This is a genomic window from Alteromonas sp. G4i13, from assembly GCF_054960505.1.
In genome coordinates this window covers 13,208-29,004 of the sequence record NZ_JBHNYX010000048.1, presented here as the reverse complement: position 1 = coordinate 29,004, position 15,797 = coordinate 13,208, and the positions used below count along the sequence as shown (strand labels likewise).

Here is a 15,797-nt window from a genome sequence, read left to right as displayed (position 1 = left end):
GCCCCGTTCCCGTTTAATCAGCCGAATGTCGAAGGATTCGTAGGGGGCAAACAACATTTCGTAGTTGTCTTCATCCACTCCGCTATTAAGCACTGCCAGGCAGCAGTTACGGAAGAGCTGATACAGGTTACTGTTTGTGGTGTCTTCAAGCTTGCTGACTTCAAGTTGGGAGAGTTGGCTCATCCAACCTACAGGGTTTAGCTGAATTTTTTTCATTCGTTATCCTGAATGACCACCTGATTCCGACCACCGGATTTTGCTTTATATAGCCCTTTATCGGCCCGCTCAAAGGCGGCGTCGAGCTTCTCCCCGGTACGGCACTGAGTACCGCCGATGGAGGCTGTGACTGTCAGGCGCTCTTGTTTAAATTTAAAGGGTAGCTTAGCCAGCCCCTCGCGCAACTCATTCAGGCGATTTAACAGTTTATCGCTGGCATGATCGGGCAACAGTATAATAAATTCTTCACCGCCCCAGCGTGCCATAAACTCGCTGCTGGTCAGGTTAGTTTTCAGGTGGCGTGCTATGGCCTGGAGTGTTTTATCACCGGCGGCGTGGCCGTATTTATCATTGATCCGTTTGAAGTGATCCACGTCGACTACCGCGATACTCAGTGGCTTGTTCTGGGCCTGGCAGCGATCCCATTCTTTTGAAGCCCTTTCATTATATGCCATGCGATTGGGCACCCGGGTGAGCGGATCGGTGTACATGTTTATGCGCTGTTCAACCAGCTTTTTACGGTATGAGTCGGTTTGTTTCTGCAGCGATGAGAGCTGTTGCTGCATGGAGACCAGCAGTGACATCAGGCCTTCCTGTTCCTGACGCTCGGCTTCTTCACCGGCACTGAGTGAGTTAGCCATCTGGCCCAAGTAGTGCTGCGCCTGCTGCTTTAAGTCGTCGATATTGCTTTCGCCTTCCAGGGCGTCTTCCATGTCTTCCAGCACGTTTCGCAATTCCTGGTTGCGAGACTGGCGCGCCTCAAAACTCTCGGCACTTTTTGAGATACTGGATTGCACGTCACCGTTAATATTACCCAGGGCATTATTCAGCCGCTGAATAATTTTACCGGCCGTATTGGCCTCGGTGAGGGTTTCCTGAACCATTACCCGGATCAGGATCAGGCAGCTATTCAGTAACTCTTCTTCGGTAAGCCCCTGGCCAAGCCTCTCCTGCAGGGAGGCGATGTAGTCATCCTCCGGGTTGACCCGGATATAGGTTTGTACCAACTGACCGAGCTCATCGATGAGGTTTTGTTTAAGCTGTACCGTTCGGTTATTGGGTTGGTTGTCAGTCGTTGACTCTTCAGCATTGCCCATGCCGGATTGATAGCACTTTAATACCTGTTGATAGAGCGGCAGCACGGCACTGATGCCATTGATGGGCTTTTTCAGGGCGCTACTGGCTTTGGCTGCCTGGCTGCGGGCCGCCGGCTCAGTCACCAGACGCTGAAATGCCTGGATGTCTTCTTCCAGTTGGCGAAGCCAGGCCTGAGTCAGGGTTTTTACTGAGTAGGGTTCCAGCATAATGAGCTGGTTGACTTTATTCATGGATAGGGTGGCCAGAGTGAAATCAATCTTGCCACTTAAATGACCGCGCAGAGACTGTAACTCTTTATCAATCTCTGCCGATAATCCCTCATAATAACTGGTGAGCCGGACTATAAATCCTGCCAGTTGCTCACTGTGAGCGCGCAGCGATTGGAGTTGTTTCGCTTCCATGTGTTATGCAAGCTCCTTATTAGCCAAAAATAACCGCCGGCATGCTACTGCCGGGCTAACCGATTGTTCGATACATTGAAATCAAAATTCGCCCGTAGCGGGTTGATATCCAATCCGCCTCTGCGGGTGTAGCGCGCATAGACTGCTAGCTTGTGCGGCTTGCATCGATTCATTAAATCACAAAAAATTCGCTCGATACACTGCTCGTGAAATTCATTATGCCGGCGAAACGAGATGAGATAAGCCAGCAGTCCGGCGTGGTCTATAGCCGCGCCTTCGTAATGAATTTGCACACTGGCCCAGTCAGGCTGACTGGTGATCAGGCAATTAGACTTTAATAAATGACTCACCAGGGTTTCAGAAACCTGCTGGTCGCCGGTTGTGAGCAGCTCCGGGCTCGGCTCATAGGCATTGATTTCAATGTCCAGATCGTCAATCACGGTGCCGTCGAGTTCACCAAGGTGAAGGGCGCCAAACTGACCGGCGCTGAATAATTGCACCTTAACCGGTGCCTGGGCACAGGCCGATAAATCCTTGCTTAAGTGTCGGGCCACTTCATCTGCACTGCCAAATACCGACTGATTGAAGCTGTTCAGATAAAGCTTGAAAGACTTAGACTCGATAAGGTTTTGCGAATCAATTGGCACCTGGCATTGCAAAATGGCGACCTGCGGTTTGCCTTTCGGATTAAGCCACGAAAGCTCATAACCGTTCCAGATATCCACACCGCCAAAAGGCAGGGGCTGTGAAACGCCAATTTGTTCACGGCTTAGCGAGCGCGGCACACCTTGCAACAGCTCAGGCGTGTACTGTTCAATGTAGTCAACCTTTTGACCCAGTGTCAGGTTGGCGGGAAGAGACGGTGACGAAGAGTGCTTTACTGTCATGCTGTCCTGTAACTTTTTACCACTGATTAATCATGGCACGCGCATTCAATATGCCAAGCTGGTGTTTAAAGTGCCATAAATTCTTTACTATAGAGGTTTAGTATACCTGATATGGAATCGCAATGGAGAATATAGTTCAACAATCATTGCATAAGTTAATGCGCGATTTACAACAAGCGGCAGCGTCTCATCCCGCGCTGATGACCACTGAGTTTGAAGCGGAATTAGCATCCCCCTGTTATGTGGGGAACGCCAGCCAGGGAGAGCCCTGCACCTGGCAGCCCGTGCCGATGGAAGGTGAATATACCTTTGCCAATATCGAAAACGCCTTGCACATCACGCTGAACGAGCAATTTTGCAAATTCTTTACCACTTACTGGAGTTTTAATCTGCCGGTTAAGGCTGAACAAGGCAACTGTGAATTATTGCAGGTTTGCAGTGAAGAGGACTTCGAGCGACTACAACAAAACCTGATTGGCCATTTGTTAATGAAGCAGCGACTAAAACAGCCGCCCACGTTATTTTTTGGCTTAACCGATGAAGACGACTTTATTTTGTCTGTAGATAATGCCTCAGGTGAGGTAGTACTGGAACAGGTGGGGAAATTGCCCACTCGTTGTCTGGCACCTGATCTGGCGACCTTTATTGATGGCCTGACGCCAGCCGTTTAACTGAGCTTTGCCAGCCGGCTCTCCATCACCGCGAGGGCCTGCTCTAACTGTTCCACCCGTTTTTCCAGCTCAGCGATGCGCTCTTTGTCGCCCGGTGTTTTGGGTTGGGCTTTGACCTGCACATTCTGCTGATTAAAGACCTTTATCGCCTCAATGGCGTCCAGCACGCTTACCTTGAAAGGCGCTTTACCACGCAATAAGCCTACACCCGGCGTTAAGCCCTCGGCCGCCAATAAATGGCAGATTTCGACCAGGGTTTTATGGTTTTCTTTAGAGGACATGCATTTACTCTTTACTGGTGACCAACACACCAGGCGGGCTTGGCCTTTAGTCAGTTAGTCAAAACAACGAAAATTTCGCTAATCATACCGATAGTTAGCACCGCCGCCAAGTGGTTATTTTTTAATTTCTTTAAAATTCAATAAGTTATAGTTGGCCTCATTCTTGATTACCTGAAGTTCATTAGTGACTTATTATTTTTCAACAGGGAACCACTATGAAAAAATTAATGCTTTGTACTGCTCTGGTAGCACCCATGTTACTGTCTGGTTGTGTCATTTCCGTAGGAGGTAATGACAAAGAACATTACCAGGCCAGCTGGGAGCAGCGTGAGTATAATAATCGTAAACATATCAGCAATCTGGAAGTGAATGCGCACTTTGAAGACGTTACCCGTAAGATGGGTGTAGCCGACTTCAACGAAATGGTAGGCGAGGGCGATCACGTTTACCGGATTCTTTACTATCGCACGCAGCGTACCGAGGACGACGGTATCACCACCAAGGACGAGTGTACTCCCCTGGTCTTCAAAGATAATCGCTTAATTGGTTGGGGTGAAGAAGCGGTCCGTAAAATCTAATCCGCCCACCGTTTACACTTACTGACAAGCCCGATAAACATCCCGTTTATCGGGCTTGTTGCTGTCTGGCCGGCCATCATTAATGATGGCTCGTTGCACTACCTGCCCGATCACTGTACTCAATTATCATCGCTAAACTTATTCAAATGTATAAATATTGTTAACGGTATATTTACATGGTGTTATTTTTTCGGCTAGAGTGGGGAACTGATGCACTTTTTGTGCGTCTATTACGTATCTCTTAAGACCAATCTTGTTGTTTTCAGTTTGCTGTTGTTCAGCGGCAGCGCTGAGCGGTTGAGTGAGAGGGCGGCCCGGGTCGCAAAACAGGCGTTTACGCATCACCACAACACGGGAGACAGGCTATGGTACAAGCGGAAATCCAACAAAACCTGGATAAAATCAGAGCAGCATACTTATCAGCGGAAGATCTGAAAGTGGCTGCATCCATCATTTACAACGCCTACCACGACGATCCAATTTTTTTACAAATATTCCAGAGTGAAAAAGAAGGCTACGAATCGCGGTTACGGTCGGCTATTCGCGAAGAACTCACCGCATTCTGGGAAGCCGAGCAACCCATTATTGGCCTGTTTGATGAGGGGCGATTATTGTCTGTTGCCTGCCTCACGGGGCCAGACAATGCTGCAGGGGCTGGGCGTTATTGGCACTGGCGGTTAAAAATGCTGCTGACCACCGGGTATTACGGCACCCGGCAAATGCTCGAGAAAGAGGAAAAAATTCGTTCTGCCATGCCAGCTGAAAAGTATCATCTGCTGTCGTTCATTGCGGTGCATCCGGACTATCAGTCACACGGTCTTGGTCATCTGCTGATGCGGGCTATCGACAGTGTCTTACTTGAGCATCGTGATTCAGAAGGGGTGGGCGTATTTGTGACAGTACCTAAATATGAAACGTTCTTTTCTGACGGCTTTTATCAAAAAGTCGCGCAGGTGGAAATTGCTAATAAAACCGGGCAGGTTATGTTCCGTCCAAGGCCTTAATCGTTCGCCGGGAATACCGTGCAGGGCGAGCAATCCGCCCTGCTTTTAACGAGAAAATGCCTTGTCAGCCTTGCGGGCCGAATCCCGTCAGGTATAGTGCCTGTATAGATAATTACACGCTGCAGATATGTCAGACTCTTTAGACTTCAATCCGGTACAAGCCATTCAGAATGAAGATGCCTGGGTAAGTGTCATCCAGAAAATGGATGAAGCCTATGCGGATCTGGTGCAGTCACAGGTCGAAGTCGAAGAAAAAAACGTTGAGCTGGAAGAGGCCAAAAGCTTTTCTGACAGTATTCAAAGTGCTATGAACGATGTGCTCGTCGTGTGTGATAACGACGGTATCATTGAAGGCGTAAACCGGGCATTAACCGAGCTGGTGGGGGAGTCTGAATCGGCTCTGATTGGTCGTTCTATTTTAACCTTTATCGCCCCGGAGTTGCACGACAAGGTACAGGGCTTTTACGAACGCCTGCGTGCTCAGTCTGTGCGCGACTACGAGCTGGAATTACAGGGCAAGTCGGGCAGTGTACCGTTATCGGTAAATTGTACGGCGCGCTTAAATCACCGCGGTAAGTCTGTGGGCATGGTGCTGGTAGGACGCCCTCTTGGTGAGCTGCAAAGAGCCTATAAAGAGCTTAATATTGCCCATGCTGAATTACAGCTCGCCCAGCAACGACTTATTCAGTCAGAAAAAATGGCTTCTCTGGGTCGTCTGGTGGCAGGTGTAGCCCACGAGCTGAACAATCCCATCAGCTTTGTGTATGGCAACATGCACGTGTTACGTCGTTACACCGATAAACTCAGCACTTACTTTGATGCGGTAGCCAGCGGTGAAAGCCGTGACGCGCTGCGCGAGATGCGTGAAAACATGCGTCTGGAAAAGGCCATCAAAGATCTCAATTCGCTGGTGGATGGCACCATGGAAGGCGCAGACAGAGTAAAAGAAATCGTCAATGATTTACGTCAGTTCTCGTCTGCGCAGGTGTCGGAGAAAGCGTCTTTCGACCTCAGTCACGCGGTGCATACCGCTTTACACTGGATAATGAAAGAAAGTGATTTTGCGGTTGAGGTGGTAGACAACATTCCCCGACCACTGGAAGCTTATGGCCATGCCGGGCAGATCCATCAGGTCGTGGTCAACCTGATCGAAAACGCGGTAGATGCCATGGCTGCTTCCGAGACGCGCAGATTAACCATCAATGCCAGTGCAGATAATGATGGCGTGTTATTGACCATAAGGGATACCGGATCTGGGATCAGCGCCGACGATGCGCCGCAAATTTTTGAGCCTTTTTATACAACCAAACCAGTTGGAATGGGAACAGGCTTTGGTTTATCAATTAGTTATGGTATCGTTTCGCAACATAATGGCGAATTATCCATCGACAATCATATCGATGGCGGTGCAATCGCTAGCCTGTTTTTACCTAACCGGGAGTCCGCTGATGCTTAATCTGTTATGGCTGCAATCCGGTGGTTGCGGCGGCTGTTCCATGTCGTTACTCAATGCCGAATCCCCCGATGTCCTGACCCTGTTTGAAAATGCGGGCATCAATCTGCTCTGGCATCCATCATTAAGCGAAGCCACCGGTGATGAGTGTATTGCCATGCTCGAGGGGATCCTGGCCGGTGACATTATTCTGGATATTCTTTGTATCGAAGGCTCTATGATGACCGGCCCCATGGGCACCGGTAAGTTTCACATATTGGGCGGTACCGGCAAACCTATGATTGAGTGGGTAAAAGCGCTGGCGGATATTGCCCGCTACACTGTTGCCGTTGGTAGCTGCGCGGCCTACGGATGTATTACGGCAGCTGGTGCCAATGATACTGATGCCACGGGCCTGCAATTTGATGGCGAAATGGCGGGCGGTCTGCTGGGTAAGGATTTTACGTCGCAAAGTGGCGATCAGGTGGTTAATATCGCCGGTTGTCCGGTGCACCCTGACTGGGTTACCGAAACCCTGATGAGCATAGCGCTGGGTGAGCACAATGATGAGCAACTCGATAAGTTTGGTCGTCCGCGTATGTACGCCGATCACCTGGTGCATCATGGTTGCTCCCGCAACGAATTCTATGAATATAAAGCCAGTGCGGTGGATATGGGCGATCGCGGTTGCATGATGGAAAATATGGGGTGTAAAGGCACCCAGGCGCATGCTGACTGTAACAGCCGGCCCTGGAATGGCCAGGGCTCCTGTACCAACGGTGGCTACCCGTGTATTAATTGCACCGCCCCCGAATTTGAAGAACCGGGCCACAGTTTTTGCCAAACGCCCAAAATTGCCGGGATCCCGGTTGGCCTGCCAACCGATATGCCCAAAGCATGGTTTGTTGCCCTGGCGCAATTGTCTAAAGCGGCCACGCCTGAACGGTTAAAAAAGAATGCCATTGCCGAGCAGCTAATTTATCCGCCCACCATTCATAAACGCAAAGGCTGAACCATCAGTATGTGCAGTCAGAGAGTAGCAGTATGAGCCGAATTGTCGCAGGCCCCTTTAATCGCGTGGAAGGGGACCTGGAAATCACCCTGGAAACCGGCGAAGATAAAGTGCAGCGAGCTGAAGTAAACTCGCCGCTGTATCGTGGGTTTGAACGAATTTTACTGGGCCACAAACCCATGGATGCGCTGGTTTATACGCCGCGGATCTGTGGTATTTGCTCGGTTACCCAGTCGGTGGCCAGTGCCCGGGCGTTAGCTGATGCCATGGGACTGAGTATGCCGAAAAACGGCGAGCTGTGTACCAACTTAGTGCTGGCAAGTGAAAACATTACCGATCTGATCACGCATTTTTATCTGTTTTTTATGCCCGATTTTGCCCGCGACACATACGCTGGCGCTAGCTGGTTTGGTGATATTCAGGGGCGGTTTAAAGCCACTGCAGGCTCTGCCTCAACGCAGATGTTGCCAGCTCGGGCCGATTTTCTGCACCTGATGGGGCTGATGGCCGGCAAGTGGCCACACACCCTGAGTTTACAGCCGGGTGGGGTAGCCAAAGCGATTGAGCCCAAAGAGCGCATGCGTTTACTGGCCATCGTTGCCGGGTTTAAGCGTTTTCTCGAAAGTACTTTATTTGGCGATAGTCTGACCACCATTAGTCAGCTTAAAAGCGAAGCCGAATTATGGCAGTGGTATCAGCAAAAGCCCTGGCACAGCTCTGACTTCCGCCGTTTTTTGCATGTGGCTGAAGTACAACAATTACACCAGCTTGGCAGGGCAACGGATCATTTTCTCAGCTTCGGCGCTTATGGTGCTCTTGATGAGCCGATGTGGGCTGCTGGCAGCTACAGAGATGGCCAGACAAGTCCGTTGGATATCGCCCGAATAGTCGAAGATCACTCCCATAGCTGGATGAGTGACACCGACCATCCGCATCCGCCGGCGCAGGGAATTACCCAGCCAACGCTGGATAACGAGGCGGGATACAGTTGGTGTAAGGCGCCCCGCTTAGGTCACGAGGTGGTGGAAGTCGGGCCATTGGCGCGACAGGTAGTTAACGGTCACCCGCTGATGCGAGACATGATAAGCCGCCATGGTGGCAATGTGTTAAGCCGGGTGGTGGCCAGACTGCTTGAAGTGGCCATTGTGGTAGGGCAAATGGAAGAGTGGGTTAAGCAAATTGATCCTACCGCGCCCTTTTGTCATCACGGTGAAATGCCCGCCGAGACCTCCGGCGTTGGCCTGGTTGAAGCAGCTCGGGGCGCCTTAGGTCACTGGCTGGAAGTGAAAAACGGTAAGATCAGTAACTATCAGATCATCGCCCCGACCAGCTGGAATTTTTCGCCCCGGGATCAACACGAACAGCCCGGTGCGCTGGAGCAGGCGGTCGTTGGCGCGCCGGTAATGAACGGTGAGAAAACACCGGTGTCGGTACAACATATTGTCCGCTCTTTCGATCCCTGTATGGCCTGCACGGTGCATTAATGCCACACAGCAAAGGAATGCGCTTACGCGTTAACGGGATTGTTCAGGGCGTGGGTTTTCGCCCGTTTATCTGGCGTCTGGCAACAGAGTTAAAGCTCACCGGGCGGGTTTTCAACGATACCGGTGGCGTTATAGTTGAGCTTAATTGCAGTGCGGCGCAGGCTGGTGAGTTTGCTGAGCTGATGTTACAGCAGTTACCGCCACTGGCCCGGATTGATGCAATGCATCAAGAGGCGTTGGATTTACCTGTATTTTCATCCTTTGCAATAGACGTATCTCAGTCGGGGATCGTTACTACCGGCTGTGCACCGGATGCCGCTACCTGCCCGGATTGCCTTTCAGAGCTGTTCCAGCCTGGTGATCGCCGTTATCATTATCCGTTTATCAATTGTACCAACTGCGGCCCGCGGCTGAGTATTATCCGGCAAATTCCCTACGACCGTGCCTCCACCACCATGGTGGAATTTACCCTTTGTGCGGCTTGTCAGCAGGAATATGACAACCCGGCCGATCGCCGCTTTCATGCCCAGCCAAATGCCTGCCCTGATTGCGGCCCTCATTGCTGGCTGGAAACACCCGGTGGTGAGCCAGTCGCCAGTGAGACGCCGTTTCAGGCCCTCGGTGAGGCATTACGGGATGGTCAAATCGTAGCGATAAAGGGGATTGGCGGGGTTCACTTAGCGTGTGACGCCACTAATGAACAGGCAGTGAAACGATTACGTGAACGAAAACAGCGCCCCCATAAAGCGCTGGCATTAATGGCCTCGAATATTGAGGCAATCAGGCAGTTTGCCAGAGTTAACGAGCAGGATGAGGCGCTGTTAACGCATCCTGCTGCGCCGGTTGTGCTGTTGTCCCGGCAGGAAAACCCGGAGCAATATAAAATTGCGCCATCGGTTGCCCCTGACAATACGAAAATCGGTGTGATGTTACCCTATTCGCCGGTACATCATCTGCTCCTGGCAGAGGTAGACTTTCCACTGATAATGACCAGTGGCAATCGTTCCGGGGAACCCCAGGCGATCACCAATGATGCGGCTCGCTCTCAGTTAAATAACATTGCCGATGTGTTGCTGTTGCACAATCGGCCAATCCACAACCGCCTGGATGATTCGGTGGTGGTGGCGGGTAAATACGGTACACAAATACTGCGCCGCGCGCGCGGGTATGCGCCTGCCAGCTTACCGTTACCATCAGGTTTCTCTGCCGGGCAGACGCTTATCGCTTTGGGCGGCCAGTTAAAGAATACCCTGTGTCTGATTAAGGATGGCCGGGCGGTGATTAGCCAACATCTTGGCGATCTGCACGATGCCAGTACGTTCGATGAATATTTGCACACCTTGCAGCTTTATCGCGAGCTGTACGAAAACGCTGCTGAACATTACGTCTGTGATATGCATCCGGAGTATCTGTCCACAAAACATGGTGTAAGCTTGGAAGAGCAGGGCAATCACCTTACCCGGGTACAGCATCACCATGCGCACATTGGCGCTTGTCTGGGCGACAATCAGTATCCGCTGGCCGGCGATGCAGTACTCGGAATATGCCTGGATGGCACCGGTTTCGGCACCGATGAGACCCTGTGGGGCGGCGAGTTTTTATATGGTGGTTATGCTGCCATGAAACGGATAGCCTCACTAGCGCCGGTCCCCTTAATTGGTGGCGCTCAGGCGATCAAGTCACCCTGGCGGTCGCTGTATGCTCAGCTCCGACAATGCTTCACTGCCGGGCAACTGGCAGAAATGACCGATATTTGCCCACAGTTTGCAGACCCCATGTGCAACAGCTTCGAAAAAATGCTGACAATGCAGTTAAACTGCCCGCTGAGTAGCTCTGCAGGCCGGCTGTTTGACGCCGTTGCGACGGCGCTTGGCTGCGCCCCGGCACAAATAACCTACGAAGGGCAGGCTGCAATCCGGCTGGAATCGCTGGCTCAGACCTGCCAGGAAGATGTTGAACCTTATCATCTCAGGATTACTGATAATCAAGTAGTGCCTCAGGCGATGTGGCAGCAGATTATAACGGATTTACGCCAGGGACGGAGCAAAGCTGCAATGGCAATGGCTTTCCATAAAGGGCTGGTGATTGCGCTTAGTGAGATGACGCTAAAGTTAAAAGCGGCTTACGACTTTACTACCGTAGTGTTATCCGGTGGTGTGATGCAAAATCTGCTGCTTAGTGAGGCGCTGCAGGATACCTTGCAGTCAAGTGGCTTTAAAGTCCTTACGCATCAGCAATTGCCGGCGAATGACGGCGGGATAGCCTTTGGTCAGGCCCTGGTTGCTCTGGCAAAAAATCAATAAAATCAGCTTTATCCGGCATAGCTTCTGCTCTGCCATCCCCTCATTAATTACTGTCTGGAAACACCGTTAACACAGTGTAAAAAGACTTTCCGCTTTCCTCTTCTAGTGGTAAGTAGACTTCAGGTAACTCTCTCTCGATTTATTCTAACTTTATGAAAATAAATGGTTTTTGTAGTTGGTCTGTTGTTTGCATTCTGATTTGTGCGTACTAACAAAACACCACGCTGTGTTATTAGAAAAATAATAGCTGAACGCAACTTACATCAGAACAAAAACCAAGACCGATTGGCCGTGCAAATTTGAGGTAAGTGTAACTTCAGCGGTATCACTGCCGGAGGACCGAATGTCCCAATTAGAGACCTTTTACGAAGTCATGCGGCGACAGGGGATTACCCGTCGCAGTTTTCTGAAGTATTGTAGCCTGACTGCTGCTGCATTAGGCCTGGGCCCTGCGTTTGCACCGCGTATTGCCAATGCCATGGAGACCAAGGAGCGTACCCCCGTGCTGTGGCTGCACGGACTGGAATGTACCTGTTGTTCTGAATCCTTTATTCGCTCTGCACACCCCTTGGTGAAAGACGTTGTACTGTCGATGATCTCACTGGATTACGACGATACGTTAATGGCGTCAGCAGGCCATCAGGCCGAAGCGATTCTTGAAGAGACCATGCAGAAGTATAAGGGTAAGTACATCCTGGCTGTAGAAGGTAATCCGCCGCTGAATGAAGACGGCATGTTCTGTATCGTTGGTGGTAAGCCATTCCTTGACCAGCTTAAGCATGCCGCCAAAGACGCGGCGGCCATTATTGCCTGGGGTTCATGCGCCTCATGGGGCTGCGTTCAGGCCGCTCGTCCAAACCCCACTCAGGCGGTGCCTATTCATAAAGTGATAAAAGATAAGCCCATCATTAAAGTGCCGGGTTGTCCGCCCATTGCAGAGGTAATGACCGGCGTAATTACCTATATGCTGACTTTCGGCAAGGTACCGGAACTGGACCGTCAGGGACGTCCGAAGATGTTTTACAGCCAGCGTATCCACGACAAATGTTATCGCCGGCCGCACTTTGACGCCGGTCAGTTTGTTGAACAGTGGGATGACGAGGGCGCGCGAAAAGGCTACTGCCTTTACAAAGTGGGTTGTAAAGGGCCAACAACTTATAACGCCTGTTCAACCGTACGCTGGAACGAAGGCACGTCCTTCCCAATTCAGGCCGGCCACGGTTGTATCGGCTGTTCCGAAGATGGCTTCTGGGACAAAGGTTCCTTCTATGACCGTCTGACTGACATTAACCAGTTCGGTATCGAATCGAACGCTGATGAAGTAGGCACTGCCGTTGCTGGTGGTGTAGGTGCAGCGATTGCTGCCCATGCTGCCGTTAGTGCGGTGAAACGCGCGCAGCATAAGGGAGAACAAGAATAATGAACACGCCGTTAAATTCTAAATTACTCGACAGTTCTGGCCGCCGTATTGTGGTGGACCCGGTGACACGTATTGAAGGTCACATGCGCTGCGAGGTTAACGTTGACGACAACAACATTATCCGCAATGCGGTATCCACCGGCACCATGTGGCGAGGTCTGGAAGTCATTTTAAAAGGCCGTGACCCGCGTGATGCCTGGGCATTCGTTGAACGTATTTGTGGAGTGTGTACCGGTTGTCACGCACTCACCAGTGTGCGTGCGGTAGAAGATGCGCTGGGCATTGATATTCCGTTAAATGCGCACCTTATTCGGCATCTGATGGATAAGACCCTGAATATCCACGATCATGTGGTGCACTTTTATCACCTACATGCGCTGGACTGGGTGAACCCGGTTAATGCGCTGAAAGCCGATCCGAAAGCTACCTCTGCCCTACAGCAGAAAATATCGTCGTCACATCCACTGTCCAGTCCGGGTTATTTCCGCGACGTGCAAACCCGCATTAAGAAGTTTATCGAAAGCGGCCAGTTAGGGTTATTTGCTAATGGTTACTGGAGTAACCCGGCTTATAAACTGCCGCCTGAAGCGGATTTGATGGCGGTGGCGCACTACCTTGAAGCGCTGGATATGCAAAAAGAGATCGTTAAGATCCACACTATCTTCGGCGGTAAGAACCCACACCCTAACTTTATGGTTGGCGGTGTGCCATGTGCGATTAATCTCGACGGTACCGGCTCATCCGGCGCGCCAGTCAATATGACCAGCCTGAACTTTGTGCTGGAGCGTATTCGCGAGGCCGAAGCCTTCATTAAGAACGTTTATATTCCGGACGTGATTGCTATTGCAACGCTTTATAAAGACTGGCTGTACGGCGGCGGTCTGGCTGCTTCTAACGTGCTGAGTTATGGTACGCACACAGTGGTACCGGGCGATAAATCCACCGACCTCATTCCGGCTGGCGCGATTATCAATGGCAACTGGGATGAGATACACCCGGTGGATGTGCGTAATCCGGATGAAATTCAGGAGTTCGTGGACCACAGCTGGTATCAGTATGCTAACGGCGCTAAAGGCCTGCACCCCTGGGACGGTGAAACAGAAGCGAAATTTGAACTGGGGCCAAACTTTAAAGGCACCAAAACAAATATTAAAGAGCTTGATGAAAGCGCTAAGTACAGCTGGATTAAATCACCGCGCTGGAAAGGTCATGCCATGGAAGTGGGCCCGCTGTCTCGCTACATCGTGGCTTATGCTTCTGGCAAAGAGTACGTTCAGGAACAAGTTGACCGCTCACTGTCGGCGTTTAACCAGGCCACTGGTATGGACCTCGGTTTAAAACAGTTCCTGCCTTCAACGCTGGGCCGAACCCTGGCGCGAGCACTGGATTCTGAGCTGTGTGTCGACTCTATGCTGGATGACTGGCATCAGTTGGTCAATAACATTAAAAACGGTGATACCTCTACCGCCAATGTGGAAAAATGGGATCCAAAAACCTGGCCGAAAGAAGCCAAGGGTGTGGGCACCAACGAGGCGCCGCGCGGTGCACTGGGTCACTGGATTAAGATTAAAGACGGTAAAATTGAAAACTATCAGGCAGTGGTACCGACTACCTGGAATGGTTCTCCACGTGATTCAGAAGGCAATATCGGTGCGTTTGAAGCGTCATTGCTTAATACGCCCATGGAGCGCCCTGATGAGCCGGTTGAAATCCTGCGAACTTTACACAGCTTTGACCCGTGTCTGGCCTGTTCCACACACGTAATGAGTGAAGACGGTCAGGAACTGACTAAAGTGAAAATTCGTTAAGAGAGCACTCTGTTGCTCTCTCTGGAGACTCAATTATGTCTACGTCAGTGAAAAGCAAAGCTGTTGAGAGAAGTCAGCTTACGGATAACCATCACAGTGGTGATGAGAAGGTTATCACCCGCCGTCAAACCGCGGTCTATGTTTATGAGGCGCCAGTGCGCTTATGGCACTGGATAACCGTGTTTTCCATCATCACGCTGTGCGTGACGGGGTATTTTATCGGTCAGCCTTTACCCACTTTACCGGGGGAAGCCAGCGATAATTTCCTGATGGGTTACATTCGCTTTGCCCACTTTGCCGCGGCTTACGTGGTAACCGTGGGCTTTATCGGCCGGTTGTACTGGGCACTGGTAGGGAACCATCATTCCCGTGAACTGTTCTTCCCCAAGTTTTTTGTGAAAGCCTGGTGGAAAGAGGTATGGCACGAGGTACGCTGGTACCTGTTTATGGAAAAGACGCCCAAGAAGTACATCGGTCACAACCCGCTGGCACAACTGGGCATGTTCTTTTTCTTCATCCTCGGCATGATCTTTATGATCTTCACAGGCTTTGCGCTTTACAGTGAAGGTGCCGGGCAGGGAAGCTGGCAGGATACGTTGTTTGGCTGGGTGATCCCGCTGTTTGGCCAGAGTCAGGATGTGCATACCTGGCATCGCCTGGGCATGTGGTATCTGATCACTTTTATTATGATCCATGTCTATGTGGCAATTCGTGAAGACATCATGTCACGTCAAAGTCTGATCTCCACCATGATCAGCGGCTGGCGGATGTTTAAGGACGATAAGCCGGATTGAGGCTCCTCAGAGGGATGCAGGCAATTGTTGACCCCGCCTGCGTCCCTTTTTCTTTAACCCATTTTAATGACTATTCTGAGCAACCGGATGACAGCCTTCAATCTCAATGTTCGCAGCCACTGCCTGAGTAGTCGCAAGCCTGAACATCCCGGTATATTTCTTGAGCGTTGTTATCTTAAACCGCTGCATATCAGCCAGTCTGAGCTGGCGCGACTGTTAGGCATATCCCGCCGACGTGTACACGAAATTATCAAAGGCCAACGTGCGATCTCTGCCGATACCGCTATCAGACTGGCCCGACACTTTCAGACTACGCCGATGTTTTGGTTGGAAAAACAACAGCTTTGGGAGCTGTACGATGCCAGCCGCCGATTTGTTAAAGAGGGTGGTTAGTAACTTTCCAATTGG

At 50.9% G+C, this 15,797-nt stretch carries 15 protein-coding genes; 11 read left to right on the top strand and 4 right to left on the bottom strand.

Features of this window, described 5'->3' with window-relative positions; translation table 11 throughout:
* The 3 genes from ACFI6J_RS18325 to queF all read right to left on the bottom strand — a co-directional run.
* Positions 1-216: pyrimidine/purine nucleosidase domain-containing protein (locus ACFI6J_RS18325; protein ID WP_071978370.1), on the bottom strand; the 216-nt coding region annotated here is incomplete at its 3' end.
* Positions 213-1,715, bottom strand: coding sequence for a GGDEF domain-containing protein (locus ACFI6J_RS18320; protein ID WP_071978371.1), 1,503 nt, complete (start codon positions 1,713-1,715; stop codon positions 213-215). The genes ACFI6J_RS18325 and ACFI6J_RS18320, both read right to left, overlap by 4 nt.
* A 44-nt stretch (positions 1,716-1,759) precedes the next feature.
* Entirely contained in the window at positions 1,760-2,602 is an 843-nt protein-coding gene (gene queF / locus ACFI6J_RS18315; RefSeq protein WP_071978372.1) for an NADPH-dependent 7-cyano-7-deazaguanine reductase QueF, read from the bottom strand.
* Between the two features lie 122 nt (positions 2,603-2,724).
* On the opposite strand from queF, the gene syd reads away from it, so the two are divergent.
* The gene (syd, locus tag ACFI6J_RS18310; protein WP_071978373.1) at positions 2,725-3,273 is read left to right on the top strand and encodes a SecY-interacting protein; all 549 of its coding nucleotides are present in this window, start codon (positions 2,725-2,727) and stop codon (positions 3,271-3,273) included.
* On the opposite strand, the gene ACFI6J_RS18305 is transcribed toward syd, so the two are convergent.
* On the bottom strand, positions 3,270-3,554 hold the full coding sequence (locus tag ACFI6J_RS18305) for a hypothetical protein (protein ID WP_071978374.1): 285 nt from the start codon (positions 3,552-3,554) through the stop codon (positions 3,270-3,272). The two genes, syd and ACFI6J_RS18305, sit on opposite strands and share 4 nt — an antisense overlap.
* Positions 3,555-3,769: 215 nt before the next feature.
* Between ACFI6J_RS18305 and ACFI6J_RS18300 the strand changes: the two genes are divergently transcribed.
* The 10 genes from ACFI6J_RS18300 (at position 3,770) to ACFI6J_RS18255 (ending at position 15,782) form a co-directional block, all read left to right on the top strand.
* On the top strand, positions 3,770-4,132 hold the full coding sequence (locus ACFI6J_RS18300; RefSeq protein WP_462586319.1) for a DUF3192 domain-containing protein: 363 nt from the start codon (positions 3,770-3,772) through the stop codon (positions 4,130-4,132).
* 365 nt (positions 4,133-4,497) lie between these two features.
* A complete protein-coding gene (locus ACFI6J_RS18295; protein ID WP_020745470.1) occupies positions 4,498-5,136 on the top strand; it encodes a GNAT family N-acetyltransferase in 639 nt (212 codons plus the stop codon).
* Between the two features lie 127 nt (positions 5,137-5,263).
* Positions 5,264-6,592, top strand: coding sequence for a PAS domain-containing sensor histidine kinase (locus tag ACFI6J_RS18290; RefSeq protein ID WP_462586318.1), 1,329 nt, complete (start codon positions 5,264-5,266; stop codon positions 6,590-6,592).
* Positions 6,585-7,580: an NADH-quinone oxidoreductase subunit B family protein gene (locus ACFI6J_RS18285; RefSeq protein ID WP_020745473.1), complete on the top strand. Its 996-nt coding sequence runs from the start codon at positions 6,585-6,587 to the stop codon at positions 7,578-7,580. The genes ACFI6J_RS18290 and ACFI6J_RS18285 overlap by 8 nt, the downstream gene beginning before the upstream one ends.
* Before the next feature lie 32 nt (positions 7,581-7,612).
* Positions 7,613-9,064 carry a nickel-dependent hydrogenase large subunit gene (locus tag ACFI6J_RS18280; RefSeq protein WP_020745474.1) on the top strand — a complete coding sequence of 484 codons (1,452 nt, stop codon included), beginning with the start codon at positions 7,613-7,615 and terminating at the stop codon, positions 9,062-9,064.
* On the top strand, positions 9,064-11,367 hold the full coding sequence (hypF, locus tag ACFI6J_RS18275; protein ID WP_071978377.1) for a carbamoyltransferase HypF: 2,304 nt from the start codon (positions 9,064-9,066) through the stop codon (positions 11,365-11,367). The genes ACFI6J_RS18280 and hypF overlap by 1 nt, the downstream gene beginning before the upstream one ends.
* A 343-nt stretch (positions 11,368-11,710) precedes the next feature.
* Positions 11,711-12,787, top strand: coding sequence for a hydrogenase small subunit (locus tag ACFI6J_RS18270; RefSeq protein ID WP_020745478.1), 1,077 nt, complete (start codon positions 11,711-11,713; stop codon positions 12,785-12,787).
* Positions 12,787-14,595 carry a nickel-dependent hydrogenase large subunit gene (locus ACFI6J_RS18265; RefSeq protein WP_020745479.1) on the top strand — a complete coding sequence of 603 codons (1,809 nt, stop codon included), beginning with the start codon at positions 12,787-12,789 and terminating at the stop codon, positions 14,593-14,595. The genes ACFI6J_RS18270 and ACFI6J_RS18265 overlap by 1 nt, the downstream gene beginning before the upstream one ends.
* Before the next feature lie 35 nt (positions 14,596-14,630).
* Positions 14,631-15,389: a Ni/Fe-hydrogenase, b-type cytochrome subunit gene (cybH, locus tag ACFI6J_RS18260; protein WP_071978378.1), complete on the top strand. Its 759-nt coding sequence runs from the start codon at positions 14,631-14,633 to the stop codon at positions 15,387-15,389.
* A 66-nt stretch (positions 15,390-15,455) separates the two neighbouring features.
* Positions 15,456-15,782, top strand: coding sequence for a HigA family addiction module antitoxin (locus ACFI6J_RS18255; RefSeq protein ID WP_462586317.1), 327 nt, complete (start codon positions 15,456-15,458; stop codon positions 15,780-15,782).
* Positions 15,783-15,797: the final 15 nt, after the last annotated feature.